The following is a 23,028-nucleotide window of genomic DNA, read 5'->3' on the forward strand; positions in this document are numbered from 1 at the left end:
CGAACGTGAAAAGTCGCAGCGCCCGCCGCTTCTGAAACTTTCCACTGGTGCCGCCCGTCATGCGCATGCTCAAAAAACTGTGGCGCGACAACAAGAGCCTCGTCGCGTTTCTCTTCCTGATGGTGCTGTTTCGCAGCGCCGTAGCCGACTGGAACGTCGTGCCGAGCGGATCGATGCTGCCGACGATCCGCGAAGGCGACCGCATCCTGGTCGACAAGATGGCCTACGATCTGCGCGTGCCGCTCACGCATATCGCGATCGCGCATCTGCATGATCCGAGGCGCGGCGACATCGTCACGATCGATTCGTCGGCCGCGCACGAGCTGATCGTCAAGCGCCTGATCGGCTTGCCCGGCGACAGCGTCGCGCTGCGCGACAACGTGCTGTATGTGAACGGCGTGCGCGCCGCTTACCAGCCGCAGAAACTCGCGCCGCTGCCGGGCGACGCGGTGTCGCGCGGCGACTATCTGACCGAGCGCTTCGACGGCGTCGTGCATTCGGTGCGGCTCGCGCCGGACGCGCCCAGCCCACGTGATTCGTTCGGCCCGGTCGTGGTGCCTCAAGGCGAGTATCTGATGCTCGGCGACAATCGCGACGACAGCGCCGATTCGCGCTACTTTGGCTTCTTTCCGCGCGAGGAATTGATGGGCCGCACGCGGCGCGTCGCGTACTCGCTCGATCCGCAGCATCACGACAAGCCGCGTTTCGAGCGCTTCGGCGCGCCGCTGGATGCGGCGGCATCGCTCGCCGGCCGTTAGGCACAGCGAGCTGCTACCGGGCGCTGCGGGCTTCCTGTAGCGCTCAATGACGCGACGGCAGCGCGAGGCGCCGTTCGTACCAGCGCTGCGCCCATTCGAGCACCTGGCACAGCACCCAGTACACGGCAGCCGCGGCCAGATAGAGCGGCAGCGGCTGATAGGTCGACGCGATCATTTCCTGTGCGCTGCGCAGCAGCTCGGTCACCGTGATCACCGACACCAGCGAGGTGTCCTTGATCAGGCTGATCAGGCTGTTCGACAGACTCGGCACGGCGATGCGCAACGCCTGCGGCGCGACCACATAGCGCAGCGTCTGGCGGCGCGACAGGCCGAGGCTATAGGCGGCCAGCCACTGGCCCGGGGGAATCCCGAGGATCGCGCCGCGCATGCTCTCCGACAGATACGCCGCGACGTTTGCCGACAACGCGATCACGCCGGCCGGCGTGGGATCGAGCGAGATGCCGAAGCTCGGCAGACCGTAGTAGATCACGAAGATCTGGACCAGCAGCGGCGTGCCGCGCATCACGCTCACGTAAATGCGCGCGATCCAGTTCAGCGGACGACTGTGGCTGATGCCCATCAACGCTAGCACGGCGCCGCCGATCAGGCCGAAGATCATCGACAGAACCGCGAACTTGACCGTCAGGACGGCACCCTGTGCGAGCACAGGAAGCGATTGGACGAGCAGGGAAGTGGTGGACATGAGCGGTTGTCTGGTTGGCGCACAAAGCGCACATCATAAACTTTGGCGGGCGGTACGGCGCGACAGCGTGTGATGAAATGATTGTGCGGGCGTTGGCGAATCATCGCGCGGCGGGCGCGGTGTAACCGGCGAAGCCCGGTCAACGGCGCAAAAACACGAAGGGCGGCATCGCCGACGATGCCGCCCTTCGTTTCATCCCGCGCGGGTTACTTGATCGGCTTGCTGACGTCAATGCCGAACCACTTGTCCGAAATCTTCGCGAACGTGCCGTCCGCCTCGAGCTGGGTCATCGCGTCGTCAATCGCCTTGGCGAACTTCGGATTGCCCTTCCTGAACGGAATGCCCGACGGGTTGCCGGTGCCGACGTTCGAGCCGGTGCGCAGCGGCAACTGCGAGTTCTTCAGCAGGTACGCGAGCATCAGACGGTCGTTGAGCGCCGCGTCCAGGCGGCCGGCGGCCAGATCGCGCAGATATTCGGGCGCGCCCGGATACGTCTTCACGTCGATGCCCGGCACCGACTTCGCCATGTCCATGTAGTTGGTGCCCAGACCGACGCCGAGCTTCTTGCCCTTCAGATCCTCGAGCGAGTTGAACTGGCGCGAGTCGTCCTTGCGCTGGATCAGCTGCGCGGCCGAGTAGGTGTAGGCCGGCGAGAAGTCGAGCGCCTGCTTGCGCGCGTCGGTGATGCCGACCTGGTTGACGATCACGTCGAACTTGCCCGCCTGCAGGCCGGCGATGATGCCGCTCCACTCGGTCGTGACGAACTCCGGCTTCACGCCGAGTTTGGCCGCGACCGCCTTGGCGATGTCGACGTCAAAGCCGACCAGTTCGCCCGACGGCGCTTTCGAATTGAACGGCGGGAAGGTGCCTTCCAGGCCGATGCGCAGCGTGCCGCGCTGCTTGACCTGGTCGAGCAGGTCTTCCGCGTGCGCGGCGACGGCGGTGAACGACGCGCCGATCAGACCGGCGACCAGAAGCTTTTTCAGCAGGCCAAATTTCATCGTGTTCCTTGTTGTTCGTCTGGCGTTTTAACGGACGAGAGCTTAGCAAAGCAGGCTATCGAACCTAAATATCGTTTGTTTATGTCTATATTATCAGGGCGACCCGGAGCGCGAATCGGCCGATCACGGCCGCTGCTGCGCAGCGCCAGTGGGTCCGCCGCTTAGCGCAGCGCCTGCGCGCATTCTGCCACCAGCGCCGGGCCGCGGTAGATAAAGCCGGTATAGAGCTGCACCAGCGACGCGCCCGCCGCCAGCTTCGCGCGCGCATCGTCGCCCGAGAAAATACCGCCGACGCCGATGATCGGCACCGTCTCGCCGACTTCGGCGCGCAGCTTGCGGATCACCTCGTTCGACGCGTCGAACACCGGTTTGCCCGACAGGCCGCCGGCTTCGTCGCTGTGTGGCATGCCGGCGACGGCGGTGCGCGACAGCGTGGTGTTGGTGGCGATCACGCCTTCGAACTGGTGGCGCAACAGTGTGTCGGCGATCGACTTGATCTGTTCGTCGTCGAGGTCCGGCGCGATTTTCAGCGCGAGCGGCACCAGCTTGCCATGCAGGTCGGCAAGGCGCTGCTGCTTGTCCTTGAGCGCAGCGAGCAACGCGTCGAGTTCGCCCGCGCCTTGCAGCTGGCGCAGATTCTTGGTGTTCGGCGACGAGATGTTGACCGTCACGTAGCTTGCGAACGGGTACACGCGTTCGAGGCAGTACAGGTAGTCTTCGGCGGCGCGCTCGATCGGCGTGTCGGCGTTCTTGCCGATGTTCAGCCCGAGAATGCCGCGATAACGGGCCGCTTGCACGTTCTGCACGAACTGGTCGACACCCGCGTTGTTGAAGCCCATCCGGTTGATCACCGCGTTCGCCTGCGGCAGACGGAACATGCGCGGGCGCGGATTGCCCGGCTGCGCGCGCGGCGTCACGGTGCCCACCTCGATGAAGCCGAAACCGAGCGCAGCCAGACCGTCGATGCAGGCGCCGTCCTTGTCGAGCCCCGCCGCGAGCCCGACCGGGTTGCGGAACGTCAGTCCCATCACGGTGCGCGGCGCGTCCGGCACGTGCGGCGCGAGCATGCTCGCGAGGCCTGTGCGGCCGGCGGCGCCGAGCATCCGCAAGGTCAGGTGGTGAGCGTCTTCCGCGTCCATGCGAAAGAGTTGGGCGCGTACAAGCGGGTAGAGGGAACTGAACACGGGACGAAGCCGGACGGCCGGAAAATGGGAACCCGCCATTTTACCGGCTTTGGTGCGTTAATGAGACTGATCGGCGGATTCGGACGCGCCTGCGCCGGGCGTGGGATTGAAAACCGCGCGTCGGCGCATGGGGTGCCGGCGTGCGTCGCACGAGTGCCGGCCTGCTTGCGCGCGTAGGGAAGGCGGCGGCTGTCGCGAGGCGCAGTCCGCGCCGCGTTTATGGCCTGAGTGGCCCGCGCTTGCCGTGAATCGCCAGATCGACCGGCGGCAGGTCCGCGTTTGCGGGATCGAGCACCTGCCACGCGCCGTCGATCAGCCCTTCGAGCGGGCGGAAGTTGGCCTTGTACGCCATCTTCGGACTCTCGCGAATCCAGTAGCCGAGATACACGTACGGCAGCTTCAGGCTGCGCGCCTGTTCGATCTGCCAGTAGATGTTGTAGGTGCCGAAACTGGTGTGCGCGAGCCCAGGCTCGAAGAACGTGTACACCGACGAGAGCCCGTCGCCGAGAATGTCGATCATGCTGATCATGCGCAGGCTGCCGGGCGCGTTCGGCCGGTCCGGCAACGGCTCGCGGAATTCGACGAGGCGTGAATTGATCCGGCTCTGCAGCAGGAACTGTTCGTACTGGTCGCGGCTGTCGCGGTCCATGCCGCCGCCCGCATGCCGCGCCGATTGATACCGCATGTAGAGCGCGTAGTGCTCTTCGTCGTAATGGAGCGGCGCGACGGTGGCGATCAGCTCGCCGTGCTTCTTCCACACGCGCCGTTGAGTGCGGTTCGGCTCGAACTGGTCGACCGGCACGCGCACCGGCACGCAAGCCCGGCAACCGTCGCAATACGGGCGGTACGTGAACACGCCCGAGCGCCGAAAGCCCGCCTTGACGAGGTCGGTGTAGACATCGGAGTTGATCAGGTGGCTGGGCGTCGCGACTTGCGAACGCGCGATGCGGCCATCCAGGTAGCTGCAGGGATAGGGCGCCGTTGCATAAAATTGCAGCGCTGAAAGCGGAGAAAGAGGCAGCTCGTTAGGATGAGTCACGTTGGCAGCTCTCGAAGCGTCTCTGGTAATGCGAACCCGGCATGCCTTGCGGCTCGTGACCCGCGGCTCGGTGGGCGGCGGATCCGGATTCGGCCTGATTCTTCCTACGCCGCCCGCGCGAGGACTTCGAGCAATGCGGTCTTGTCGAAGCGCCATGGAATGGGCGGCGCGTCAACCGACGCGCGAACATGCGCGATGAACGCCTTGCGCGCTATCTCGCGACCGCCCAGCGACGCCAGATGCGACGTGTTCTGCTGGCAGTCTATCATTTCTATTTTGTGGCGGCGCAAGTGGCCGACCAGCGCGGCCAGCGCGATTTTCGACGCGTCGGTGGCGTGCGCGAACATCGATTCGCCAAAGAACATCTTGCCGAACGACACGCCATACAATCCGCCTACGCGCTCGCCCTCGAACCAGCTTTCGATGCTATGCGCATCGCCCAGTCGATGCAGCGACGAATAGGCTTCGACGACGTCCGCGGTGATCCATGTGCCGCGCTGTCCGCGTCGCGGCGCTTGTGCGCATGCGCGCATCACGGCGGCGAAATCATGGTCGACGCGGATTTCCCAGGCGTCGTCGCGCAGCACGCGCTTGAGCGTCTTGCGCAACGATGGCGATAGTTTGAATTCCGCGGGGCACAGGATCATGCGCGGATCGGGACTCCACCACAAGACCGGCTGGCCGTCCGAATACCACGGGAAGATGCCGCGCCGATAGGCGTCGATCAGCCGTGACGGCAGCAGGTCGCCGCTCGCCGCGAGCAGCCCGGGCGCGCCGCTGGCCGCGCCGAGCGCGCGCTCGACGGGGGGGAACGGATCATCAGTTCCGAGCCAGGGAACCATGCGTGCTGCTCAGCCTTCGCGCAGCGAGCGGAATATGTCGCCCGTGTGCAGGCCGAAGCTGCCGGCGGCGCGGTCGGCGAAAAAGAAGCGCAGCGTCTGTCCGACGGTGGGGAAGGCGATCTCGTCCCACGGAATCTCGTGTTCCTCGAAGAGCTTGACTTCGAGACTTTCCTCGCCGGCGGCGATGTCGAGATCGAGCAGTCGCGCCATGTAGAACAGATGCACCTGATGCACATGCGGCACGTTCAGCAGCGAGAAGAGGTTTTGCACCTCGACGCGCGCGCCGGCTTCTTCCAGCGTTTCGCGCGATGCGGCCTCGGCGGTCGTTTCACCCATTTCCATGAAGCCTGCGGGCAGCGTCCAGTAGCCGTAGCGCGGTTCGATCGCGCGCCGGCACAGCAGCACCTTGTCGTCCCACACCGGGACGGTGCCGACGACGTTGCGCGGATTCTGATAGTGCACCGTGCCACAACTGCCGCATACGAAGCGCTCGCGGTTGTCGCCCGGCGGAATGCTCAGACTGACGCCTTGACCGCAGACAGAACAGAATTTCATAGGATGGGGACGAGAAGGGGTGATGGGAGTTTATCACTGGGGCGAATGGAAGACCGGCTGTGTGCTCGGCTCAGGCGAGCTTTGGATGCGCGCTGGTGGCTCGCGTTCGGCGGGGTAGTGCACGATGCGCTCGGAGGTTCGGAGCCGCCAGACGCTCGATGCGCTGGGTCGACGAGTCAGCGGTGTGATGGTGATGGTGGGCTTCTTTCGCTTTTCGCGGGGCTTCAGGCTTGTGGAATATCAATGCTGGCCGGTGTCAAGCCTGATAGATCATGCGAAACGCGTTGCGCCTGTCTGTCGATCAAGCCGGCATGCGACACGCCGACATCGTAAGGCCGATATCGAACTGGACTTCGTTCGCATCGGCATCAACGCGGACCAGTTCATGCTCTTCGACCTGCGGGAAAAATAGCGCGAGGAAGATGCGCGACGCGTGTAACCTGTTGCTGCATCAATTCGGAATGCGAATCGAATTATTTGCAAAGGCTGACAGATGACCGTCCCTTCTTGCACATAAAGGGGAGTGACAAGGATCGTGCGGGTTCAATGCGCATCGCCGCCTTGTATCGAGTTGTCGCATGCAACGTGGTATCGCCAGCAGGGGGCAGTAGAAAGGCGCGGCTTCCGACGTCAATGCGCCACGAGCGATGACTCGCGGGAATTAACGTAGTCCATCGTCGCAAAATTGCGCCACAAAACGAAAAATTAGTGGCGGTCTGCGGGAGGAGAACTTGGAAAGGGCAACATGCCAGTGCGGTGCGGGACTGTCTCGCCGCGTTACCGGATACAGCACGGTGCCACTAACGCACAAAACAAAAAAGGCTTACACGCCAATGCGTTGTAAGCCTTTGATCTGCTTGGTTGCGGGGGTAGGATTTGAACCTACGACCTTCGGGTTATGAGCCCGACGAGCTGCCAGACTGCTCCACCCCGCGTCCGTCGAAGAAAAGATTATAGAACAACCTCGATGCCGATGCAATACCTATTTAAGAATCGGCTTCATTTCACGCCTAGGACGGCGCGGTAAGTCGCGCGCGGCAATCCCAGTTCCGCACTCCGAAGCGGCGGCACGGATTAACGGCATCGGCCGACCTCGCGCATATCCAAACGCAAAAGCCGCTATCAGACGCTGCGCTAGAATTCAGGTTCTCTTCACGCTCGCCCCGCTGCAGTCTCAACGGACAACAGCGAGCGCCCCAACCCTTACCTTGCTCTGAACCCCCATGGATATCGCTCACGACCTGCAGGTCATTGCCGCTCAGGAACAAGCGCTGGTGTTCCCTCAATTCGACGCCGACCGCGCCTGGCAAATCGGCGCCTATCTTCACGAGATCGCCAAGGCGCGGGGCATCGCCGCGGCCATCGACGTTCGCACCTTCGGTCAGCCGCTGTTCTTCAGTCTGCTCGCCGGCGCGACGCCCGATAACGTCGATTGGGCGCGTCGCAAAGGCAACACGGTCGCGCATTTCCGCCGCAGTTCGTATGCGATCGGCCTGAAGATGCAGCAGGCGGGCAGCACGCTCGCCGACAAGCACGGCCTGCCCGCCACGGAATACGCGTCGCATGGCGGCGCGTTCCCGTTGACGGTGGCAAGCGCGGGCGTCATCGGTTCGATCACGGTGTCCGGCCTGCCGCAGCGCGCCGATCATGAGCTGGTGGTGGAGGCGCTGTGCGCGCATCTCGGTCACGACTACAGCAAGCTCGCGCTCGCAAAGGCCTGAGGCGGTGCGGGTGCCTCCCTATGCATTGCTCGCCATCGCCATCGTCGCCGAAGTAATTGCGACCTCGGCGATGCGGGCATCGGACGGTTTCTCGAGGCTGCTGCCCTCAGCGGTTGTCGTGCTCGGTTACGGCGTCGCGTTCTATTGCCTGTCGCTGACGCTCAGGAGCATTCCAGTCGGCATCGTCTACGCAGTGTGGTCCGGCGCGGGCATCGTGCTGATCACGCTGGTCGCGCTCGTGCTCTACCGCCAGGTGCCGGACGTGCCCGCGATCATCGGGCTTGGACTGATCGTGGCCGGCGTCGCGGTCTTGAACATCTTTTCGAAGATGCAGGCGCATTGACCCGGCGTTAAGCCATGCCATGCGCTTTGCGCAGGCTCACTTGCAGCGCACGATCATCGAGCGGTTTTTCACGTTGGCCGATACGACGTTCGTGACGCTGCCGCCCGCCGTGCCGCCTTCGTCGTTATCTTTCGACACGATCTCGTAGCCGGTCGCGCCGCATGCTTTGCCGGCCTGCACGTAGCAGGAAGCCCAACTGGACGCGGCGTCGGCGCCGCTGCAATTCACCGCGAAGCCGGTCTGGCCGTTCGGCAGGTTGATCAACGACGTGGTGTTCGACGATGCACAGCCAGCGAGGCCCGCGCCCAGCAGCACGGCAGCGGGCAGGGCGGCCGACAGGCCCATTCCGCGGACCAGGGCAAGCGCGGCGCCGGAGCGCAAGGGGCCAGGGCGGCGCGTTCGCGTCATGAAATGCATCGTGATAGTTCCTTTCAGATAGATATATGGAGGCTTGCGGTTCGCGCGTGAGGTGCGCATCGAAGGCTAGGGAGTTTCGATCGTGATGCCTGCCGCGCCGACCTGGCGGCGGCTTTCCGTGCCGCTTTCGCTGGCCGCATCTTCCCAGATGCTGATGGCTTTCGGAATGTCGATGCCGTGGCTTTCGGCGTACTCGAACCATACGTTGGCCGCATCCGGCTCGGGCAGTTCGTGGTTCTGCAGAAAATATTTTCCCATATTGCGCTCGCTGGTCTCGAAAACGGCGTGTTGCGACGGCACGGACCGTGCCGACCACCGCGTTCGACCGGCACGGCCCAAGCAAGTGCAATCTGCTGGATGTCGTGCGCGGTGCGTCGGGCAGAACTTATCCGCGTGCGGGGCGCCTTACTGACTTGTGGTCGGCCACGAATGCATGCGGGCGACCATCCATCGCAATGAGGAGAAAGACCATGGCTGAACGGGTCAGCGGCCCCTATCGCGGCTATTACATCAGCGCCGCCGCGCGCCTCGTGCCGGCAATCGACACGCCTGGTGCGGCCGCGGGCGGCACCTATGTCGGATCGGTAAGCCTCGCCGAACAAGGCCCGGACGATCCGCACCGGATCGAAACCTTACTCGATCTCGGCGGCGAGCAGCGCTTCGGCAATGAAGAGGAGGCGCTGCTTTTCGTCGAACAGGCGGCGCGCGATTATGTCGATCGTCTGCTGGGCGGGCACTGATGGCGACGCGCAACCCACACGAATGCCCCGCCGAATGCGCTGACGAAAGCCGTCCGCGCGCTGGACCGCGGTCCGGACGCGCGAGTACCATAGCGGGGCGACGGCGGCGGGCTTGACGGCTCTCGCCGGCGCCGCTCTCCTGCTCGAACCTTCTGATGAGGCGACCATGGAAATACGGTTTCCCGCGGACGCGCCTGCTTACCGCGGTTCCAATCTGACCGTTGTCTTTCCCGCGCTGGTGGACGGCGAGCCGGTGCCGTGCGCGATTTCGGTGGAAGCCCTCGAGGATCACTTCGGCGTCTACTCCGAGGACCGTGAAGGCTGGCTGCGCGCGTTCGACGCCGGGCGCACCCGCATCGAGGCAGTGGCGCGTGCGCACTTGCAGATCAGCAAGGGTACGCCCGTGCTGCTAAAGAGCGGGCACTTTCCGCCCGGCAAGGTGGCGGGGTAGGTCGGCTCCTGCTGGTCCTGTTCGTCGGCTGGCGCAAGATCGTACAAATGTGCGGCGACGATAAAGTCCCATCGAACAGCTTGGTTGGCGAAGATCGTTCGCCAACGTCCGCGAACCGCGAGCCCTCATTCAAGCCGTTTTCGCAGCGCTTCGCCCTGTGGCGCCGCGAGCCGATGCCGCGTCGCGCGCGGCTTCGAAACAACGCCGGATCCCTTCCTCATACGGCGTTTTGGCGATCGGACCAAGCAGCTGCGTGAGCGCGGAGTCGTCGAGCACGAGCGGCTCGGTCATCAGGTAGTTCATCTCCACCAGTTCGCGCATCAACGGATTGAACAGGCCGAGTCCGCGCAACATGGTCTTGCCGGCCACCATCAGCTTCGGTTCGAGGCCCGCCAGCGCGTACGCCTGCTTCGCCACTTCACGTTGCGTGAGCGTGCCCGCGCCGGCCAGATGCCACCAGCGCCCGTACGCTTCGGGCGTGCGCGTGAGCTTCTCGACCACCGGCCCGGCATCCGGCAGGTAGATGAATTCGTGCGGCACATCCACCGGGCCGACCATCTGTGCGCGCTTTGCGCTGGCGGCGCCCTCGAACACGCCATTCAGCAGGCTGCGCTCGATCCTGGGGCCATAGAAGTCGGGCAGGCGCAGCACCAGCGTCGACAGGCCGTTGCGGCCATGTGCGGCGAGGACGAGATTTTCCTGCGCGAGCCGCATCCGACCTTTGAACGTGTGCGGCTCACGCGGATGATTCTCGCTGACCGGATTGCCGCGCGCACGGCCGTACGGATACACCGTGCCGATCAGAATGAAGCGTTCGACGCCCGCTGCCACGACGCCTGCGAGCGTTTTCTCGATCAGCGGCGGATGCTTGGCGAACTGATCGTAGGGCACGCCGACCAGATAGATCACGGTCTGCAAACCGGCCGACGCCGCGCGGATCGACGCGGGATCGTCGGGATTCCATGTGACGATTTCCGCGCGCGGATCGTGGCCGAAGGCGGCCTCGAGAGCCTCACGCGAGCGGCCGACCACCCGGTAATCACGGCCCGCCGCGCTCAGCGCCGCCGCAATGCTCTGGCCCGCCGCGCCTGCGGCGCCGAATAAACCCACTTTCCCTGACGTTTGCACGGCAACTCCTTGAAAGAGCGCCACGTCGCGCTCTGGTGACCTTGACTGACGACTGAAGAATTGGTGAACACCGTTTAGTGAACAGTGTTCAGTTTAATTTGACTTTTCAGTTTGTCAAGCCGAGAATGCTTTGCATGGGAATTGTCGAACGTAAGAAACGCCAGAAACAGGCACTGCGCGAACGCATCCTCGATGCCGCGCGGCGCATCGTGGTGCGTGAAGGCTTCGCCGCACTGTCCATGCGCAAGATTGCCGACGCCATCGAATATTCACCGGCCACGCTGTACCTGCATTTCGCAAGCCGCGACGAGATCGCACGGGCGTTGTGCGCGGAGGGCTATGCGCAATTGCTGGCGACCTTCGTGCCGCTTGTGGGGATCGCCGATCCGGCCGAACGGCTCAAGGCACTCGGGCGCGCGTATGTGGCGTTCGGCGTTGCCCATCCGCAGACGTATCGGCTGATCTTCATGGAGGATCCGAGCTATACCGGCGCGGCGTTGGGCGGGGCGGCGGGTGTGTCAGGTGCGTCAGGTGCGTCAGGTGCGGGACAACCCGGCGCGCTCACGGACAAAGATGCGGCAAGCGCGGCCATGGACCCCGCGGTGGACACGACGGCGTCCGCGACGGCGGCGATATCGGCCGATCCGGCAGCGAACCTTGCAACACCCGCCACCGCCGAAGACCCCGGCGCCGCCGCCATGCACATCATGCTCGCCGCGCTCGAACAGCTTCGCGCAGCGGGACGCTTGCCCGCGTCGATGGATGCGACCGTGTGGGCCGAGGCATTCTGGGCAACGCTGCATGGAATCGTCGCACTGAATCTCACGTGTCCGGTGTTTCCAACTGCGCCACTCGACACGGTGGTGGGCGTCGCACTCGATGCGTGGCTGAATGTGCCACAACCCGCACCGCAACAGGCGAACCGACGCACCGCGCAACCACGCGGCGTCGTCGGCGCCGCGGGTGCACGCAAGAAAAAGCCTGCTGCCGACCACGCTGCACAGGCTTCGCAAGTCGAGTCGCCCGATAAGCCGGACAACGTCCCGCCGACGCCATCACCGCACGCCGGGTCACCAACAGCGTTGCCCAAAAAGCCCGTCAGCGCCGGCGCAAAACGCAAATCCCCGACCACGTGATAACGTTCAAGTCCGTTTCAACTCAACGCCGTCGCGTCTAGCTCTCAATGTCCATTTCCGCCTCGCCCGCCGTCAGCGACGAAGTCGCGACTTACGTAGCCAACCGCATCGGCTTCATCGAACTGGAGCGGCCAAAGGCGCTCAACGCGCTGTCGACCGGCATGATTCGCGCGATGCACGCGGCGCTCGATCAGTGGCGTGACAATCCCGACGTGCTGGCCGTCGTGGTGCGCAGCCAGCATGCGCGCGCGTTCTGCGCGGGCGGCGACATTCGCTTTCTGTACGAGTCGGCGCAACGCGGTGACCATGAAGCGCGCGACGTGTTCTTCACCGAGGAGTACAGCCTCAATCACGCGATCTTCACCTATCCGAAGCCGTATATCGCGTTGATGAACGGCGTCGTGATGGGCGGCGGCATGGGCATTTCGCAGGGCGCGCATCGCACTGGCGGCCTGCGCGTCGTCACCAGCTCGACGAAGATGGCGATGCCCGAAACGCGCATCGGACTCTTTCCCGATGTCGGCGCGAGCTGGTTTCTGGCGCGCACGCCCGGCGCGATCGGCCGCTATCTGGCGGTGACAGGCGAGGCGCTCGGCGCGGCCGATGCGCTCTACGCCGGCCTGGCCGACGTCTATATCGACGACTCGGCGTTGCCCGCGCTGGTCGACACCTTGCGCAGCGAACTGTTCGAGCGCGGCGCGGACGTGGTCGCCTGCATCGCGCGCGAGGCGCTCGCGCATCACGTTGTGCCGCAGCCCGAGGCGTCGCCGCTGGCGAACTCGCGTGTGCTGATCGACCGGCATTTCGCGTTGCCGGACGTGGCGCGCATGCTCGCCTCGCTCGAACGCGAGCGCGCACAGGCGGGCGATGCGGCGGAGTGGGCCGAGCAGACCATCGCGGTGTTGCGCGAACGCTCGCCGCTGTCGATGGCCGTGTCGCTGGAAGTGGTGACGCGCGCCGAGGGGTCGATGGCGGACGTGTTGCGCGGCGATCTCGATCTGACGCGTTCGAGCTTCGCGATCGGCGATACGATCGAAGGCATTCGCGCGCGCATCATCGATAAGGACAACGCGCCGCGCTGGCGTTTCGCGCGCATCGAGGACGTGAGCGCGGCCGAGGTCGAGAAGATGTTCGAAAGCCCGTGGCCGGCGAACGAACACCCGTTGCGCGATCTGCGCGGTTAAGTAGCGCGACTGACGCAAAAGCGCTCATGCCGGCGGCGCTGCCGGCATAAGCTTGCAATCACGCTGAGGCGAAGCGGCAGAGTTATAAACCCGCTCACTCTTCTTCTTCGCTTGCCATGAACGCGCGCATGAACACCAGCGCGCCCCAGCCCCACATCGCGTTGGCCGCGAAACCCACCGCGAGGCGCGGCAGCATATTGCCGCTCGGCCAGATGCCGCGCAGCGGATCGATCACGAACACGCTCGCGGCGGTCAGCACGATGCCGCCGAACACAAAGGCTTCCACCCACGGCGCGCGGCGGTGCGGTGCGACGCGCAGCAGCCATGCCATCAGCACGGCCCAGACCGCGCTCCAGATCGCATTCGCGATGAACTCAGGCAGTCCGAGCGGTAGAAACGGCGCAGTCGAAAAACCGGTTGTGTCGATCATGCCGGCTGCGTGCATCAGTGCCAGCGTCGATTCGTGAAAGAACAGGGATGCCAGAAAACCGGCGAAAAAAGGCAGGATGAGTTTTTGCATGCATTGCACCGCCAAAATACAGGCGGCGTGATTCGCGTAGCCTGTACCGGGTTATTGGAAACGTGCGCCATTATATCTAGGGGCACCCTGTTTCCCGCGTGCACAACGCGCAACACCCGTATGCTTTAGCGTCGGGCTAATCACGAAAGTGGAAAACCTAAGCTAAAAAAAATCGTTCAAAAGCCGCGGCCCGATCCATAGACTGTTTCTCCATGCAGACGGCGTTCGTCGCCGTCGCCCATTTAATCGGGCGCGTCACGCGCCCGTTCTGGTCGAGGGAAGCCGTCGCGATGTCCTGCCTGATGCCGATCTTCACCCGCCGCCTGGCGCACGCGCGCCGGTGCTCGCACTGTCGTCCGTAGCCCGCGCCGACGGCGCCCGTTTTTCTCAAGCCACTTTGACGTTGCACCGTCCGGCCGCGCGCCGGCGGGATGCGCACGGCCGGCGCATGCGCAGGCCTGCCATGCGGCGTCTTCGTTCCATCCAGTTTTGAACAAGCAGGAGCCGCATATGAATGTGTTCTGGTTCATTCCGACTCACGGCGACAGCCGCTATCTCGGTACGTCCCAAGGCGCACGCGCAGCCGACTTCGACTACTTCCAACAGATCGCCGTCGCCGCCGATACCCTCGGCTACGAAGGCGTGCTGCTGCCGACCGGCCGTTCGTGCGAGGACGCGTGGGTCGTCGCGTCGAGCCTGATTGGCGTGACCAGACGCCTGAAGTTTCTGGTGGCGATCCGTCCGGGAATTTCGTCACCAGGCCTCGCCGCGCGGATGGCCGCGACCTTTGACCGGCTGTCGAATGGACGCTTGCTGATCAACGTCGTGACGGGCGGCGACGTGACCGAGTTGGGCGGCGACGGCGTGTTCGTCGATCACGACACGCGCTATGAAATCACCGACGAATTTCTGCACATCTGGCGCAAGCAGCTCAGCGCGTCGCACACCAAAGAAGCGATCGAATTCAACGGCAAGCATCTCATCTCGAAGGGCGGCAAGGTGCTGTATCCGCCGGTGCAGAAGCCGCACCCGCCGCTGTGGTTCGGCGGATCGTCGCCGGCCGCGCATGACCTGGCGGGCGAGCACATCGACACGTACCTCACGTGGGGCGAGCCGCCCGAGGCGGTGGCGAAGAAGGTCGCCGATATTCGCGCGCGCGCAGCGGCGCACGGCCGACAGATCAAGTTCGGCATTCGCCTGCACGTGATCGTGCGCGAGACCGAAGATGAAGCATGGGCCGCCGCCGACAAGCTGATCAGCAAGCTCGACGACGACACCGTCGCGCGCGCGCAAGCGTCGTTCTCGAAGATGGACTCCGAAGGCCAGCGGCGCATGGCCGCCCTGCACGGCGGCAAACGCGGCGGGCGCGCCGAACTCGAGGTGTATCCGAACCTGTGGGCGGGCGTGGGGCTCGTGCGCGGCGGCGCGGGCACGGCGCTGGTCGGCAATCCCGAACAGGTGGCCGCGCGCATGAAGGAGTACGCCGAACTCGGCATCGACACCTTCATTCTGTCCGGCTATCCGCATCTCGAAGAGTCGTATCGCTTCGCCGAGCTGGTGTTTCCGCTGCTGCCGAACCGGCGCAACAAGGTTTCGAATGGACCGCTGTCGGGGCCGTTCGGCGAGATCATCGGCAACGAGTATCTGCCGCAGGCGGCGAGCGCGAGTTGAGCGGGGCGCAACGCACGCAGAGTTTTCGACGGGCAATAAGGAAAGCAATCATGACCCCATCCACTGTGAACGCGGACAGCGAAGTCAACGCGAGCGCCGCAGCGAGCGCGCTGCGGCGGATCGGCGCGCATCTCGCGCCCTGGCTCGCGCCGCTCGCGATTTTACTGGCGTGGGAATTCGCCGCGCGCAGCGGCGTGTTGTCGACACGCGTGCTGCCCGAACCGCTCGCGGTCGTGAAGGCGGCGTGGTCGCTGATCCAGTCCGGCGAAATGTGGGCGGACGTGAAGGTCAGCACGTGGCGCGCGGTGTCGGGGTTCGCGCTCGGCGGCGGCATCGGACTCGTGCTCGGGCTCGCGACGGGTCTGTTCAAGCCCGCCGAAATCGCGCTCGATTCGACCGTGCAGATGGTCCGCAACATCCCGGCGCTGGCGATGATTCCGCTCGTGATCCTGTGGTTCGGCATCGAGGAAGAGGCGAAGGTGTTTCTGGTCGCGCTGGGCGTGTTCTTCCCGATCTACGTGAACACGTTTCACGGCATCCGTTCCGTGGACGCCAACCTGATCGAAATGGCACGCAGTTATGGCGTGAAGGGTTTCGCGCTGTACCGGCACGTGATTTTGCCAGGCGCGTTGCCGTCGATACTCGTCGGCGTGCGCTTCGCGTTCGGGCTGATGTGGGTCACGCTGATCGTCGCCGAAACCATTTCCGCGCAATCGGGCATCGGCTACATGACGATGAACGCACGCGAATTCCTGCAAACGGATGTGGTGGTGGTCGGCATTCTGCTGTACGCGGCGCTCGGCAAGCTCGCCGACGTGTTCGCGAAGGGCCTGGAGCGCGTGTCGCTGCGCTGGCATCCGGCTTATCAACGAGGAGCGAAAACATGAGCGCAACGACATTGCCGGCGTCGTTCGGCGCGGTCGAGGGCCCCGGTCTGGAGGCTGAACCGGCGCAAGCGCGGAGCGTCGATCACGCTGCGGCCCAAGCCGCGGGTTTCGCGCAGGGCGAAGCGGCGCACGCTGCGCAACGCACCGCTTCGCGGCACCACGCACGCCGGCCGGACCGCACGCTCGCGCGCAACGACGCGCAGCGCGCGGGCGGCGACGCGGCCGACTACTCGGTGCAATTGCGCGGCGTCGGCAAGCAGTACGGCGAACGTACGGTGTTGTCCGGCTTCGATCTGGCGATCGAGCGCGGCAGTTTCGTCGCGATCGTCGGGCGCAGCGGCTGCGGGAAGTCGACCTTGCTGCGGCTCGTCGCCGGACTGGAAAGGGCCAACTCGGGCGTGCTCGAAAAGCGCACCGTGGATGGCGCCCCGCTCGACACCCGCATCATGTTTCAGGACGCGCGGCTGCTGCCGTGGAAGAGTGTGCTGCACAACGTGATGCTGGGCCTGGGCCGCAGTGCCCGGGAAGAGGCGCGCGCCGTGCTCGCCGAAGTCGGTCTGCTCGAACGCGCCAACGATTGGCCCGCGCAGCTTTCCGGCGGTCAGCGTCAGCGTGTGGCGTTGGCGCGGGCGCTCGTGCATCGTCCGCAATTGCTGCTGCTCGATGAGCCGCTCGGCGCGCTCGACGCGTTGACGCGAATCGAAATGCACGCATTGATCGAACGGTTGTGGCGTGAGCATCGCTTCACTGCGCTGCTCGTCACGCACGACGTGCATGAAGCCGTAGCGCTCGGCGACCGGATTCTGCTGATCGAAGAAGGGCGCATCGCGCTCGATCAGCCGGTGCCGCTTGCGCGCCCTCGCGCGCGGGCGTCGACGGGCTTCGCCGCGCTGGAAGAACACGTGTTGCAACGTGTGCTGAAGACGGCGCCGAACGACGCCGCACTGTCTCATCGTGCGTTCGACGCGCGTGACGAAGGGCGCCTCGCGCGGCCGACAGACGTCCGCTGGGCCGTCTGATATTGCTTGACTGACTGTTTTTTCAACCGCTTCTCTGGAGTCGCTCGCTATGACCATTACTGCAATCAACGTACGCAATCAGTTCAAAGGCAAGGTCAAGGAAATCATCCGCGGCTCGGTGGTGTCTGAAGTCGATGTGGAGACGCCGTTCGGCATCGTGACCTCGGTGATCACCACGCGCTCGGTCGACGAACTGGAACTGAAGGTCGGCTCGGAAGTCGTCGCGCTGGTGAAGTCGACGGAGGTGTCGATCGCGCGCCTGTGAGGTCGGCTGTGTAGCCGGCATTATTTCGCGTTCGCGCCGCTGGCAGGCGGCGCGTGCATCAGCCTGTCGTTGGTCGGTTTGCGCGGGCGTTTGATCGGCATGTTATCCGGATTGCTCGCGCCGCCTGAGCCGGAGGCCGACTCGGGCGGTTTTGCCATCGGCGCGCTGCTGTCCTGCGGCGTCGTTTTTGCGGTTTGCGCGAATGCTGCCGTGCCGCTCGTCGCGGCCAGCGCGAGCGTGATGCTGGCGGCCAGCCTGGTCAGTCTGCTTCGGTTCATTTCGTCCTCCTTTGCGATCCCGCCTGCTGGTTTTGCTGCCTCTGCACACGTGGTGATACACCGGAACGCTTGCTGAAGATTCGCGTGCGTTGGCGTAGCGTTGGGTCGGGCTATGCCTCGATGTGCGGCGGTGCGATGGCGGCGAATGATGCGATGACGTCCGCGCGTCGCCTGCCGCGCTTCGTTGCTTCGTTCTTGCGTTGTCGCAAAGCGCAGGGCAGTCCCTGCCGGAAGCATCCGCACCCACGGCAGAGCACGCCCCGTGCCGGCCCCCGGCTACACGCATTTCTTCAGACGCGCCACGTCAATTCAAATCACACACTGCGTAGGGGTCGACACCCGTCTGCATATGCCGTCGAAACTTGCTAGGATGAATTGAACATCCCGACGGAGATGGCCATGTCGAAGTCATTGAGTCCCGAAGCGGTCGAAGGGTTGCGGCGTCTGAACGACGTCGGCGTCGGACAGCAGGCGCCGAGGCTGGAGCAATCCGTCACGGCGGAATTGCTGGCGAGCGGTCTCGCCACCGAAGTGAGCGGCGGAGAGGTCGAGATCACGTGTAGCGGCCGACAGTACCTTTCCGGCGATTGCGATTGATCGTCGGATAAGGCGAGGCTGGGAAGCGTCGCTGCATGCCGCGAGCGGTATCGACGCTCGCTGGGTCAGCTTGGCCGCTGTCCTTTCAATGGCGACACCAGGAGGCGAACATGGAGCCGAAGGGCCTCGACATGGGGGATTACCAGGAGCGCTATCGGGACTATGACATCGAGGTCGCGGTCGAGCAGGTGCTCACGGGCGTCAAAGCGCATTTTCGGGTGCTGCAGGGTGACGCGGTGGTGGTCGACTGGCGGCTCGTGCATATCGACAGCTTGTGGTCGACCGAGCATGGCGCAGCCGAGGCGGGCTTCCACGCGGCGCGTGAATTGATCGATGCGGGCCTTCCGGCCTAGTCGCGAGTTTGGTTTGGGAGCGCTGCGAACGTGGGTGAGCGGATCGACTGCCGCGCCGTGATTTGCTGTTGACGTTGCGCGCGGCACAACGAACCGACCTTGCGTGCGATGCACGGCTGCGCTGCTGCGAATCGCTAAAAGGAAGAACAGCTAGCCGGGCTGGAGGTGATCTTCGACGCTCGCCGAGTGGCACCGCCGTAAACGCAACCAGGCGCCGGCATCAGTACTGCATGCGCGGCGCCCAGTTGATCCGCTGCCCTGGCGGGCGGCAGATTCGACGGCGAGCTTAGTGGCCGAAGAAAACCGATTGAGGTCCCGAAGCCGGCGTACGCGTACCCGATTGCGACGACACGTTCTGCACGCCGCCGTAGGCGTTCGATTCAGCGTTGGCACGTTCAGCGGCAACGGTCTGCGCGCTTTGACCTTGCTGCGAAGCCGGTGCGCCGACCGACGGACGATAGTACGGTGCCGGGCCGTAGCCGCTTGCAAAAGCGGGGGCGGCGATCGAGGCAGATACGGCAACCAGCAGGGCGGCGATAAGCTTGGTCTTCATGGTGTGACTCCGATAACGTTTCGACTTCAGTTCAGGAAGGCGTCGCAGGGGCCGGTGAGGTGTTGTCTGCAACGTCGATGGGAGGCAGTGTATACCCCTACTATTGAAAATTTGTACCGATAATTTGAAATTACTATTCCTGATTCCGGAACAATCCGTCAGACGTAGGCTGCGCGGGGGCGAGCGATGATCGGACCCTCATCATCGAGCGGTTTTGGGAGCTAAAGTCCCTGGAGGGCGTTGGGTTATGTGGGGAGGGAGTTTGGAAAGGGCGCAGATGATGCGCGCAGAAGAACGGCCACAACGGAGAACACAAACAAAAACGGCGTTGTGATTTCTCACAACGCCGTTTGCAAAACAGTTACTGCTTGAATTCTTTGGGGTGGCTGATGGGGCTCGAACCCACGACAACAGGAATCACAATCCTGGACTCTACCAACTGAGCTACAGCCACCACTGACATCTGCTTGACTTGCCGAGAAACTTGGCTCGTCGATGAAGAAACGAGATTATACGAACAAGAATCCCGTTTGCCTAGTCCTTTATTCAAAAATTTCGACGGGCTCGCGCAGATGCTGTCTTGCCTCGTCGAAGAGGCTCAGATCGCGCGCGGCGAGGCGTTTGCTATCGGACAAAACACGACGCCATCCACGTGCACCTGCCTCGCCGCGGTAAAGACCAAGCGCGTGACGCGTGATCGCCCCGAGATACGTGCCACGCGCCATTTCAGCCGCGCAATATTCGATTAGCTTTGCTTCGACCTGCTCGCGAGTCAGCGGCGCTTGCGTCGAACCATAGAAGCGCGCATCGACTTCTGCCAACACATACGGGTTGTGATAAGCCTCGCGCCCGAGCATCACGCCATCGACGTGTTGAAGATGCAGGTCGACTTCATCAAGCGTCTTGATGCCGCCGTTGATGATGATCTCCAGTTCCGGAAAGTCGCGCTTCAACTGGTACGCATAGTCGTACTTGAGCGGCGGAATCTCGCGATTCTCCTTCGGGCTCAAACCTTTGAGGATCGCGTTGCGCGCATGCACGATGAACACGTTGCAGCCCGCGTCCGCGATCGTGCCGACGAAATCGCGCACGAAGCCATATTCCTCGACCGCGTCCACGCCGATGCGATGCTTGACCGTGACCGGCACCGAGACCACATCGCGCATGGCCTTCACGCAGTCGGCGACGAGTTGCGGCTCGTTCATCAGGCACGCGCCGAATGCGCCGCGCTGCACGCGCTCCGACGGGCAGCCGCAGTTCAGATTGATTTCGTCGTAACCCCATTGCTCGCCGAGTTTGGCCGAGCGGGCGAGGTCGTCGGGTTCGCTGCCGCCGAGTTGCAGCGCGACCGGCGCTTCGTCGGGCGTGAAGCCGAGATGGCGCGGCACATCGCCGTGCAGCAACGCGCCGGTCGTCACCATTTCCGTGTAAAGCCACGTATGGCGCGAGATCACGCGATGCAGCGAGCGACAGTGGCGATCGGTCCAGTCCATCATCGGTGCCACAGAAATTCGGCGAGGGCTTGAATTCATTGGGTTTCGGCGCCAGCACTAGGCTTGGCGGGTATTTCGGTGTTGCGTGATTGCACGCGGTTTCTGTACGATTTCCGGTAGTTTTCCGGTCAGGTGCTACGGTGTAGCACCGAGATTTGGTCTGTAGCACCGGGAAAATGATGGGAACAATATCGGCGCGGGAGCGCAGAAACAAGAGTATAGGCTACACCGCGCAGATACGTCTGAAGGCATGCGGGAAGGTGGTCTACACCGAGTCGAAGACCTTCGATCGGCGCCAGGCGGCGCAGTCGTGGATCGACAAGCGTGAGCGCGAGCTGGCGCAGCCCGGCGCGCCGGAGTCTGCCGCGAAGGAAGACCCGCCGCTGGCCGATGTGATCGGCCGCTATATCAGAGAATCGCGCCGCGCCATCGGGCGCACGAAAGAGCAGGTGCTACGGGCGATCCAGGTAGCACCGATTGGCGAGATGCACTGCAGCCAGATCGTCAGCCAGACGTACGTGCAGTTCGCGCAGAGTCTGAAGGTACAGCCTCAGACGGTCGAGAATTACATGTCGCATCTCGCCGCGGTCGTGCACGTCGCGCGGCCGGCTTTGGGGCCATCTCCTCGATGAAAAGCAGCTCGTCGACGCGCGCAGGGTCCTGAAAAAGCTCGGCGCGACCGGCAAGTCCAGGCAGTGCGACCGCAGGCCCACGCGCGAAGAGCTTGACCGGATCATGACGCACTTCGGTGAGATCCGCGTGCGGCGCCCGAGCAGTGCGCCGATGCAGGCGTTGACTGCGTTCGCAATCTTTTCGACCCGCCGGCTCGAGGAAATGGTGCGGATTACGCACGAGGATCTGGACGAGGCGCACAGCCGCGTGCTCGTGCGAGACCTGAAGCACCCGGGCCAGAAGATCGGCAACGATGTCTGGTGCGATCTGCCGCCCGAGGCAATGCGCATCATCAAGGCGCAGCCGACGAAACAGGGGCGCATTTTCCCGTATACCGACGATGCCGTCGGCGCGGCGTTCACGCGCGCCTGTCAGTTCCTGGAGATTGTGGATCTACGCCTGCACGACATGCGTCATGAAGGCACCAGCAGACTATTCGAAATGGGGTGGACGATCCCACACGTGGCGGCGGTGACCGGACACCGTAGCTGGTCGAGCCTGAAGCGCTACACGCACCTCAGGCACACGGGGAACAGGTTTGAGGGATGGAAGTGGCTCGATGTGGTCGCGTCACCTCAGATGGCACCAGCGAGCTGATTGCATTCCTTGACGGCTGCCTTTCGGCGCTTGTCGATGTACTCGGCAAGGTCCGTCAGGTGCACACCCTTTGGGTGCACACCCTTTGCGCCTTTCTGCGACGTTTCCATGCGCACGAGCGGCAGCGCAATCTCGCCGGCCGAGATCTTGCGCAACAGCGTCGGCACCGTGAGCGGCGCGAAGTAGTCGCGGCAGACGACATCGCTCGGAATAACTGCCGCGGAATCGTATTGCGCCATCAATAGAAAAACCGTATTCACCTGACACCTCATGCGTTGCGGGTGACCTTGATGATTCGCGGTGCTGTCTCGGTCACGCTTTGAATTCGAAAGGGTTGGGCCGCGTGCTGGCGGCGATATAGAGCGGGTGATTTGGGCTGCCGTCCAGGTTCAGACCGAGATGGAACAGCTTCCAGTCCATGCTGGTGATGCGAAGGAGATGCAGCACGTCATCCGCGCGCGTCGCCGCCGCTTCATGCGAGCCCCCCCGCGCAGATGACCATCGACGCACGATCGACCATATCAAGGATCGCGCCATTGGCCGCATTGGGGGGCCAAGCGGGTCTGTATCGTGCAACGCAGGCCGGGTTTCGCACCCGCTTCATCACGGCCGCCGATCTTCTGATGCAATTGACCACAGCATTGCGCCGTAACCAGCTCGAGGAAACCATCAAGCGAATCACGAAGCCATACAGGCTGCTGATCATTGATGAGATGGGATACCTGTCAATGGACCAGGAGCAGGCGAACCTGCTCTTCCAGGTGGTCGCTAAACGCTACGAAACAGGCAGTCTCATCCTATAAGTTATTTGGAATTGGATTTGTGCTACGGTAAGACCACGTTTTTATTGAGTAGCACGCCGGACGTATTGAAACGATGACGGAGGGTTATCCACGGGGCCGCCGCCCGCTTCTCTATAGC

At 63.7% G+C, this 23,028-nt stretch carries 32 protein-coding genes, 2 tRNA genes and 1 pseudogene; 17 read left to right on the forward strand and 18 right to left on the reverse strand.

Annotated features, from left to right (window positions below; all coding sequences use genetic code 11):
* The first annotated feature begins 59 nt into the window (after positions 1–59).
* A complete protein-coding gene (lepB, locus tag FVF58_RS40250; protein ID WP_149675220.1) occupies positions 60–758 on the forward strand; it encodes a signal peptidase I in 699 nt (232 codons plus the stop codon).
* Between the two features lie 43 nt (positions 759–801).
* Here lepB and FVF58_RS40255 read toward each other — a convergent pair whose 3' ends face one another.
* The 6 genes from FVF58_RS40255 to FVF58_RS40280 all read right to left on the reverse strand — a co-directional run bounded on the left by FVF58_RS40255 (position 802) and on the right by FVF58_RS40280 (position 6,082).
* The gene (locus tag FVF58_RS40255) at positions 802–1,461 is read right to left on the reverse strand and encodes an amino acid ABC transporter permease (RefSeq protein WP_149675221.1); all 660 of its coding nucleotides are present in this window, start codon (positions 1,459–1,461) and stop codon (positions 802–804) included.
* A gap of 206 nt (positions 1,462–1,667) precedes the next feature.
* Positions 1,668–2,462: a cystine ABC transporter substrate-binding protein gene (locus FVF58_RS40260; protein ID WP_149675222.1), complete on the reverse strand. Its 795-nt coding sequence runs from the start codon at positions 2,460–2,462 to the stop codon at positions 1,668–1,670.
* A 161-nt stretch (positions 2,463–2,623) separates the two neighbouring features.
* Positions 2,624–3,685 carry a quinone-dependent dihydroorotate dehydrogenase gene (locus FVF58_RS40265; RefSeq protein WP_188131088.1) on the reverse strand — a complete coding sequence of 354 codons (1,062 nt, stop codon included), beginning with the start codon at positions 3,683–3,685 and terminating at the stop codon, positions 2,624–2,626.
* A gap of 178 nt (positions 3,686–3,863) precedes the next feature.
* Positions 3,864–4,685: an arginyltransferase gene (locus FVF58_RS40270; RefSeq protein WP_149675224.1), complete on the reverse strand. Its 822-nt coding sequence runs from the start codon at positions 4,683–4,685 to the stop codon at positions 3,864–3,866.
* A 104-nt stretch (positions 4,686–4,789) separates the two neighbouring features.
* A complete protein-coding gene (gene aat, locus FVF58_RS40275; RefSeq protein ID WP_149675225.1) occupies positions 4,790–5,527 on the reverse strand; it encodes a leucyl/phenylalanyl-tRNA--protein transferase in 738 nt (245 codons plus the stop codon).
* Between the two features lie 9 nt (positions 5,528–5,536).
* A complete protein-coding gene (locus tag FVF58_RS40280; RefSeq protein WP_106283619.1) occupies positions 5,537–6,082 on the reverse strand; it encodes an NUDIX hydrolase in 546 nt (181 codons plus the stop codon).
* 124 nt (positions 6,083–6,206) lie between these two features.
* Here FVF58_RS40280 and FVF58_RS40285 point away from each other — a divergent pair, with 124 nt between their 5' ends.
* Positions 6,207–6,494, forward strand: coding sequence for a hypothetical protein (locus FVF58_RS40285; protein WP_149675226.1), 288 nt, complete (start codon positions 6,207–6,209; stop codon positions 6,492–6,494).
* Positions 6,495–6,940: 446 nt separating this feature from the next.
* Here FVF58_RS40285 and FVF58_RS40290 read toward each other — a convergent pair.
* A tRNA-Met gene (locus FVF58_RS40290) sits at positions 6,941–7,017 on the reverse strand.
* 288 nt (positions 7,018–7,305) lie between these two features.
* Between FVF58_RS40290 and FVF58_RS40295 the strand changes: the two genes are divergently transcribed.
* The gene (locus FVF58_RS40295) at positions 7,306–7,803 is read left to right on the forward strand and encodes a heme-degrading domain-containing protein (RefSeq protein WP_149675227.1); all 498 of its coding nucleotides are present in this window, start codon (positions 7,306–7,308) and stop codon (positions 7,801–7,803) included.
* 10 nt (positions 7,804–7,813) lie between these two features.
* Entirely contained in the window at positions 7,814–8,146 is a 333-nt protein-coding gene (locus FVF58_RS40300; RefSeq protein ID WP_425469014.1) for a DMT family transporter, read from the forward strand.
* A 36-nt stretch (positions 8,147–8,182) separates the two neighbouring features.
* Here the strand turns inward: FVF58_RS40300 and FVF58_RS40305 are convergent, their stop codons facing one another.
* Both FVF58_RS40305 and FVF58_RS40310 read right to left on the reverse strand, forming a co-directional pair.
* Complete coding sequence (locus FVF58_RS40305; RefSeq protein WP_149675229.1) at positions 8,183–8,563, reverse strand: hypothetical protein; 381 nt, start codon at positions 8,561–8,563, stop codon at positions 8,183–8,185.
* Positions 8,564–8,629: 66 nt separating this feature from the next.
* A complete protein-coding gene (locus tag FVF58_RS40310) occupies positions 8,630–8,821 on the reverse strand; it encodes a hypothetical protein (protein WP_149675230.1) in 192 nt (63 codons plus the stop codon).
* Positions 8,822–9,033: 212 nt separating this feature from the next.
* Between FVF58_RS40310 and FVF58_RS40315 the strand changes: the two genes are divergently transcribed.
* The gene (locus FVF58_RS40315; protein ID WP_149675231.1) at positions 9,034–9,303 is read left to right on the forward strand and encodes a hypothetical protein; all 270 of its coding nucleotides are present in this window, start codon (positions 9,034–9,036) and stop codon (positions 9,301–9,303) included.
* A gap of 166 nt (positions 9,304–9,469) precedes the next feature.
* Positions 9,470–9,754, forward strand: coding sequence for a DUF1488 family protein (locus FVF58_RS40320; RefSeq protein ID WP_149675232.1), 285 nt, complete (start codon positions 9,470–9,472; stop codon positions 9,752–9,754).
* 129 nt (positions 9,755–9,883) lie between these two features.
* Here FVF58_RS40320 and FVF58_RS40325 read toward each other — a convergent pair whose 3' ends face one another.
* Positions 9,884–10,882: an NAD-dependent epimerase/dehydratase family protein gene (locus FVF58_RS40325; RefSeq protein WP_149675233.1), complete on the reverse strand. Its 999-nt coding sequence runs from the start codon at positions 10,880–10,882 to the stop codon at positions 9,884–9,886.
* 134 nt (positions 10,883–11,016) lie between these two features.
* Between FVF58_RS40325 and FVF58_RS40330 the strand changes: the two genes are divergently transcribed.
* Both FVF58_RS40330 and FVF58_RS40335 read left to right on the forward strand, forming a co-directional pair.
* Positions 11,017–12,018, forward strand: a complete 1,002-nt coding sequence (locus FVF58_RS40330) for a TetR/AcrR family transcriptional regulator (protein WP_246217426.1) — start codon at positions 11,017–11,019, stop codon at positions 12,016–12,018.
* Between the two features lie 47 nt (positions 12,019–12,065).
* The gene (locus tag FVF58_RS40335) at positions 12,066–13,202 is read left to right on the forward strand and encodes an enoyl-CoA hydratase/isomerase family protein (RefSeq protein ID WP_149675235.1); all 1,137 of its coding nucleotides are present in this window, start codon (positions 12,066–12,068) and stop codon (positions 13,200–13,202) included.
* A 94-nt stretch (positions 13,203–13,296) separates the two neighbouring features.
* Here the strand turns inward: FVF58_RS40335 and FVF58_RS40340 are convergent, their stop codons facing one another.
* Both FVF58_RS40340 and FVF58_RS40345 read right to left on the reverse strand, forming a co-directional pair.
* Entirely contained in the window at positions 13,297–13,722 is a 426-nt protein-coding gene (locus FVF58_RS40340; protein ID WP_149675236.1) for a hypothetical protein, read from the reverse strand.
* Between the two features lie 157 nt (positions 13,723–13,879).
* Positions 13,880–14,161: a hypothetical protein gene (locus FVF58_RS40345; RefSeq protein ID WP_149675237.1), complete on the reverse strand. Its 282-nt coding sequence runs from the start codon at positions 14,159–14,161 to the stop codon at positions 13,880–13,882.
* Positions 14,162–14,232: 71 nt separating this feature from the next.
* On the opposite strand from FVF58_RS40345, the gene ssuD reads away from it, so the two are divergent.
* Genes ssuD through FVF58_RS40365 form a run of 4 tightly spaced genes read left to right on the forward strand, consistent with a single transcriptional unit; the run spans position 14,233 to position 17,564 of the window.
* Positions 14,233–15,393 (forward strand): FMNH2-dependent alkanesulfonate monooxygenase, encoded by a 1,161-nt coding sequence (gene ssuD, locus FVF58_RS40350; protein ID WP_149675238.1) that lies wholly within the window; start codon positions 14,233–14,235, stop codon positions 15,391–15,393.
* A gap of 50 nt (positions 15,394–15,443) precedes the next feature.
* Positions 15,444–16,280 (forward strand): aliphatic sulfonate ABC transporter permease SsuC, encoded by an 837-nt coding sequence (gene ssuC / locus FVF58_RS40355; protein WP_149675239.1) that lies wholly within the window; start codon positions 15,444–15,446, stop codon positions 16,278–16,280.
* Positions 16,277–17,299 carry an ATP-binding cassette domain-containing protein gene (locus FVF58_RS40360; RefSeq protein ID WP_149675240.1) on the forward strand — a complete coding sequence of 341 codons (1,023 nt, stop codon included), beginning with the start codon at positions 16,277–16,279 and terminating at the stop codon, positions 17,297–17,299. Before ssuC ends, FVF58_RS40360 begins: the two co-directional genes overlap by 4 nt.
* 49 nt (positions 17,300–17,348) lie before the next feature.
* Positions 17,349–17,564: a TOBE domain-containing protein gene (locus FVF58_RS40365; protein WP_149675241.1), complete on the forward strand. Its 216-nt coding sequence runs from the start codon at positions 17,349–17,351 to the stop codon at positions 17,562–17,564.
* Positions 17,565–17,584: 20 nt separating this feature from the next.
* Here FVF58_RS40365 and FVF58_RS40370 read toward each other — a convergent pair whose 3' ends face one another.
* Positions 17,585–17,842: a hypothetical protein gene (locus FVF58_RS40370; protein WP_149675242.1), complete on the reverse strand. Its 258-nt coding sequence runs from the start codon at positions 17,840–17,842 to the stop codon at positions 17,585–17,587.
* Positions 17,843–18,241: 399 nt separating this feature from the next.
* On the opposite strand from FVF58_RS40370, the gene FVF58_RS40375 reads away from it, so the two are divergent.
* Positions 18,242–18,439, forward strand: coding sequence for a hypothetical protein (locus FVF58_RS40375; protein WP_149675243.1), 198 nt, complete (start codon positions 18,242–18,244; stop codon positions 18,437–18,439).
* Between the two features lie 110 nt (positions 18,440–18,549).
* A complete protein-coding gene (locus FVF58_RS40380) occupies positions 18,550–18,792 on the forward strand; it encodes a DUF6566 family protein (protein WP_149675244.1) in 243 nt (80 codons plus the stop codon).
* 286 nt (positions 18,793–19,078) lie between these two features.
* Here FVF58_RS40380 and FVF58_RS40385 read toward each other — a convergent pair whose 3' ends face one another.
* From FVF58_RS40385 to dusA, 3 genes are all read right to left on the reverse strand, one after another.
* On the reverse strand, positions 19,079–19,345 hold the full coding sequence (locus FVF58_RS40385) for a hypothetical protein (RefSeq protein ID WP_149675245.1): 267 nt from the start codon (positions 19,343–19,345) through the stop codon (positions 19,079–19,081).
* 378 nt (positions 19,346–19,723) lie between these two features.
* A tRNA-His gene (locus FVF58_RS40390) sits at positions 19,724–19,799 on the reverse strand.
* 88 nt (positions 19,800–19,887) lie between these two features.
* Entirely contained in the window at positions 19,888–20,877 is a 990-nt protein-coding gene (dusA, locus tag FVF58_RS40395; protein WP_149675246.1) for a tRNA dihydrouridine(20/20a) synthase DusA, read from the reverse strand.
* Positions 20,878–21,014: 137 nt separating this feature from the next.
* Here dusA and FVF58_RS53500 point away from each other — a divergent pair, with 137 nt between their 5' ends.
* Together FVF58_RS53500 and FVF58_RS53505 are read left to right on the forward strand one after the other, a co-directional pair.
* Positions 21,015–21,470 (forward strand): hypothetical protein, encoded by a 456-nt coding sequence (locus FVF58_RS53500; RefSeq protein ID WP_246217428.1) that lies wholly within the window; start codon positions 21,015–21,017, stop codon positions 21,468–21,470.
* Between the two features lie 103 nt (positions 21,471–21,573).
* Positions 21,574–22,107 (forward strand): tyrosine-type recombinase/integrase, encoded by a 534-nt coding sequence (locus tag FVF58_RS53505; RefSeq protein WP_246217429.1) that lies wholly within the window; start codon positions 21,574–21,576, stop codon positions 22,105–22,107.
* On the opposite strand, the gene FVF58_RS40405 is transcribed toward FVF58_RS53505, so the two are convergent.
* Positions 22,086–22,367, reverse strand: coding sequence for a pyocin activator PrtN family protein (locus tag FVF58_RS40405; RefSeq protein ID WP_149675247.1), 282 nt, complete (start codon positions 22,365–22,367; stop codon positions 22,086–22,088). The two genes, FVF58_RS53505 and FVF58_RS40405, sit on opposite strands and share 22 nt — an antisense overlap.
* A 52-nt stretch (positions 22,368–22,419) precedes the next feature.
* On the reverse strand, positions 22,420–22,554 hold the full coding sequence (locus tag FVF58_RS54350; RefSeq protein WP_281291343.1) for a hypothetical protein: 135 nt from the start codon (positions 22,552–22,554) through the stop codon (positions 22,420–22,422).
* Positions 22,555–22,673: 119 nt separating this feature from the next.
* On the opposite strand from FVF58_RS54350, the pseudogene FVF58_RS40410 reads away from it, so the two are divergent.
* Positions 22,674–22,907, forward strand: a pseudogene (locus tag FVF58_RS40410) (ATP-binding protein); the annotation flags it as partial.
* Between the last annotated feature and the right edge of the window lie 121 nt (positions 22,908–23,028).

The sequence above is a fragment of the Paraburkholderia panacisoli genome, from assembly GCF_008369935.1.
GTDB classification, from domain to species: domain Bacteria; phylum Pseudomonadota; class Gammaproteobacteria; order Burkholderiales; family Burkholderiaceae; genus Paraburkholderia; species Paraburkholderia panacisoli.

Excerpts from the sequence above, each read along its gene's own strand:
- FVF58_RS40285 (WP_149675226.1), top strand. The coding sequence starts at position 6,207 with ATGCGCTCGGAGGTTCGGAGCCGCCAGACGCTCGATGCGCTGGGTCGA.
- FVF58_RS40315 (WP_149675231.1), top strand. The coding sequence starts at position 9,034 with ATGGCTGAACGGGTCAGCGGCCCCTATCGCGGCTATTACATCAGCGCC.
- FVF58_RS40280 (WP_106283619.1), bottom strand. The coding sequence starts at position 6,082 with ATGAAATTCTGTTCTGTCTGCGGTCAAGGCGTCAGTCTGAGCATTCCG.
- FVF58_RS40340 (WP_149675236.1), bottom strand. The coding sequence starts at position 13,722 with ATGCAAAAACTCATCCTGCCTTTTTTCGCCGGTTTTCTGGCATCCCTG.
- lepB (WP_149675220.1), top strand. The coding sequence starts at position 60 with ATGCGCATGCTCAAAAAACTGTGGCGCGACAACAAGAGCCTCGTCGCG.
- FVF58_RS40305 (WP_149675229.1), bottom strand. The coding sequence starts at position 8,563 with ATGCATTTCATGACGCGAACGCGCCGCCCTGGCCCCTTGCGCTCCGGC.
- FVF58_RS53500 (WP_246217428.1), top strand. The coding sequence starts at position 21,015 with ATGATGGGAACAATATCGGCGCGGGAGCGCAGAAACAAGAGTATAGGC.
- FVF58_RS40380 (WP_149675244.1), top strand. The coding sequence starts at position 18,550 with ATGGAGCCGAAGGGCCTCGACATGGGGGATTACCAGGAGCGCTATCGG.
- FVF58_RS40360 (WP_149675240.1), top strand. The coding sequence starts at position 16,277 with ATGAGCGCAACGACATTGCCGGCGTCGTTCGGCGCGGTCGAGGGCCCC.
- FVF58_RS40385 (WP_149675245.1), bottom strand. The coding sequence starts at position 19,345 with ATGAAGACCAAGCTTATCGCCGCCCTGCTGGTTGCCGTATCTGCCTCG.
- FVF58_RS40320 (WP_149675232.1), top strand. The coding sequence starts at position 9,470 with ATGGAAATACGGTTTCCCGCGGACGCGCCTGCTTACCGCGGTTCCAAT.
- FVF58_RS40310 (WP_149675230.1), bottom strand. The coding sequence starts at position 8,821 with ATGGGAAAATATTTTCTGCAGAACCACGAACTGCCCGAGCCGGATGCG.
- ssuC (WP_149675239.1), top strand. The coding sequence starts at position 15,444 with ATGACCCCATCCACTGTGAACGCGGACAGCGAAGTCAACGCGAGCGCC.
- ssuD (WP_149675238.1), top strand. The coding sequence starts at position 14,233 with ATGAATGTGTTCTGGTTCATTCCGACTCACGGCGACAGCCGCTATCTC.
- FVF58_RS40330 (WP_246217426.1), top strand. The coding sequence starts at position 11,017 with ATGGGAATTGTCGAACGTAAGAAACGCCAGAAACAGGCACTGCGCGAA.
- FVF58_RS40370 (WP_149675242.1), bottom strand. The coding sequence starts at position 17,842 with ATGAACCGAAGCAGACTGACCAGGCTGGCCGCCAGCATCACGCTCGCG.
- FVF58_RS40265 (WP_188131088.1), bottom strand. The coding sequence starts at position 3,685 with ATGGCGGGTTCCCATTTTCCGGCCGTCCGGCTTCGTCCCGTGTTCAGT.
- dusA (WP_149675246.1), bottom strand. The coding sequence starts at position 20,877 with ATGAATTCAAGCCCTCGCCGAATTTCTGTGGCACCGATGATGGACTGG.
- FVF58_RS40375 (WP_149675243.1), top strand. The coding sequence starts at position 18,242 with ATGTCGAAGTCATTGAGTCCCGAAGCGGTCGAAGGGTTGCGGCGTCTG.
- FVF58_RS40365 (WP_149675241.1), top strand. The coding sequence starts at position 17,349 with ATGACCATTACTGCAATCAACGTACGCAATCAGTTCAAAGGCAAGGTC.
- FVF58_RS40255 (WP_149675221.1), bottom strand. The coding sequence starts at position 1,461 with ATGTCCACCACTTCCCTGCTCGTCCAATCGCTTCCTGTGCTCGCACAG.
- FVF58_RS53505 (WP_246217429.1), top strand. The coding sequence starts at position 21,574 with ATGACGCACTTCGGTGAGATCCGCGTGCGGCGCCCGAGCAGTGCGCCG.
- FVF58_RS40335 (WP_149675235.1), top strand. The coding sequence starts at position 12,066 with ATGTCCATTTCCGCCTCGCCCGCCGTCAGCGACGAAGTCGCGACTTAC.
- FVF58_RS40295 (WP_149675227.1), top strand. The coding sequence starts at position 7,306 with ATGGATATCGCTCACGACCTGCAGGTCATTGCCGCTCAGGAACAAGCG.
- aat (WP_149675225.1), bottom strand. The coding sequence starts at position 5,527 with ATGGTTCCCTGGCTCGGAACTGATGATCCGTTCCCCCCCGTCGAGCGC.
- FVF58_RS40260 (WP_149675222.1), bottom strand. The coding sequence starts at position 2,462 with ATGAAATTTGGCCTGCTGAAAAAGCTTCTGGTCGCCGGTCTGATCGGC.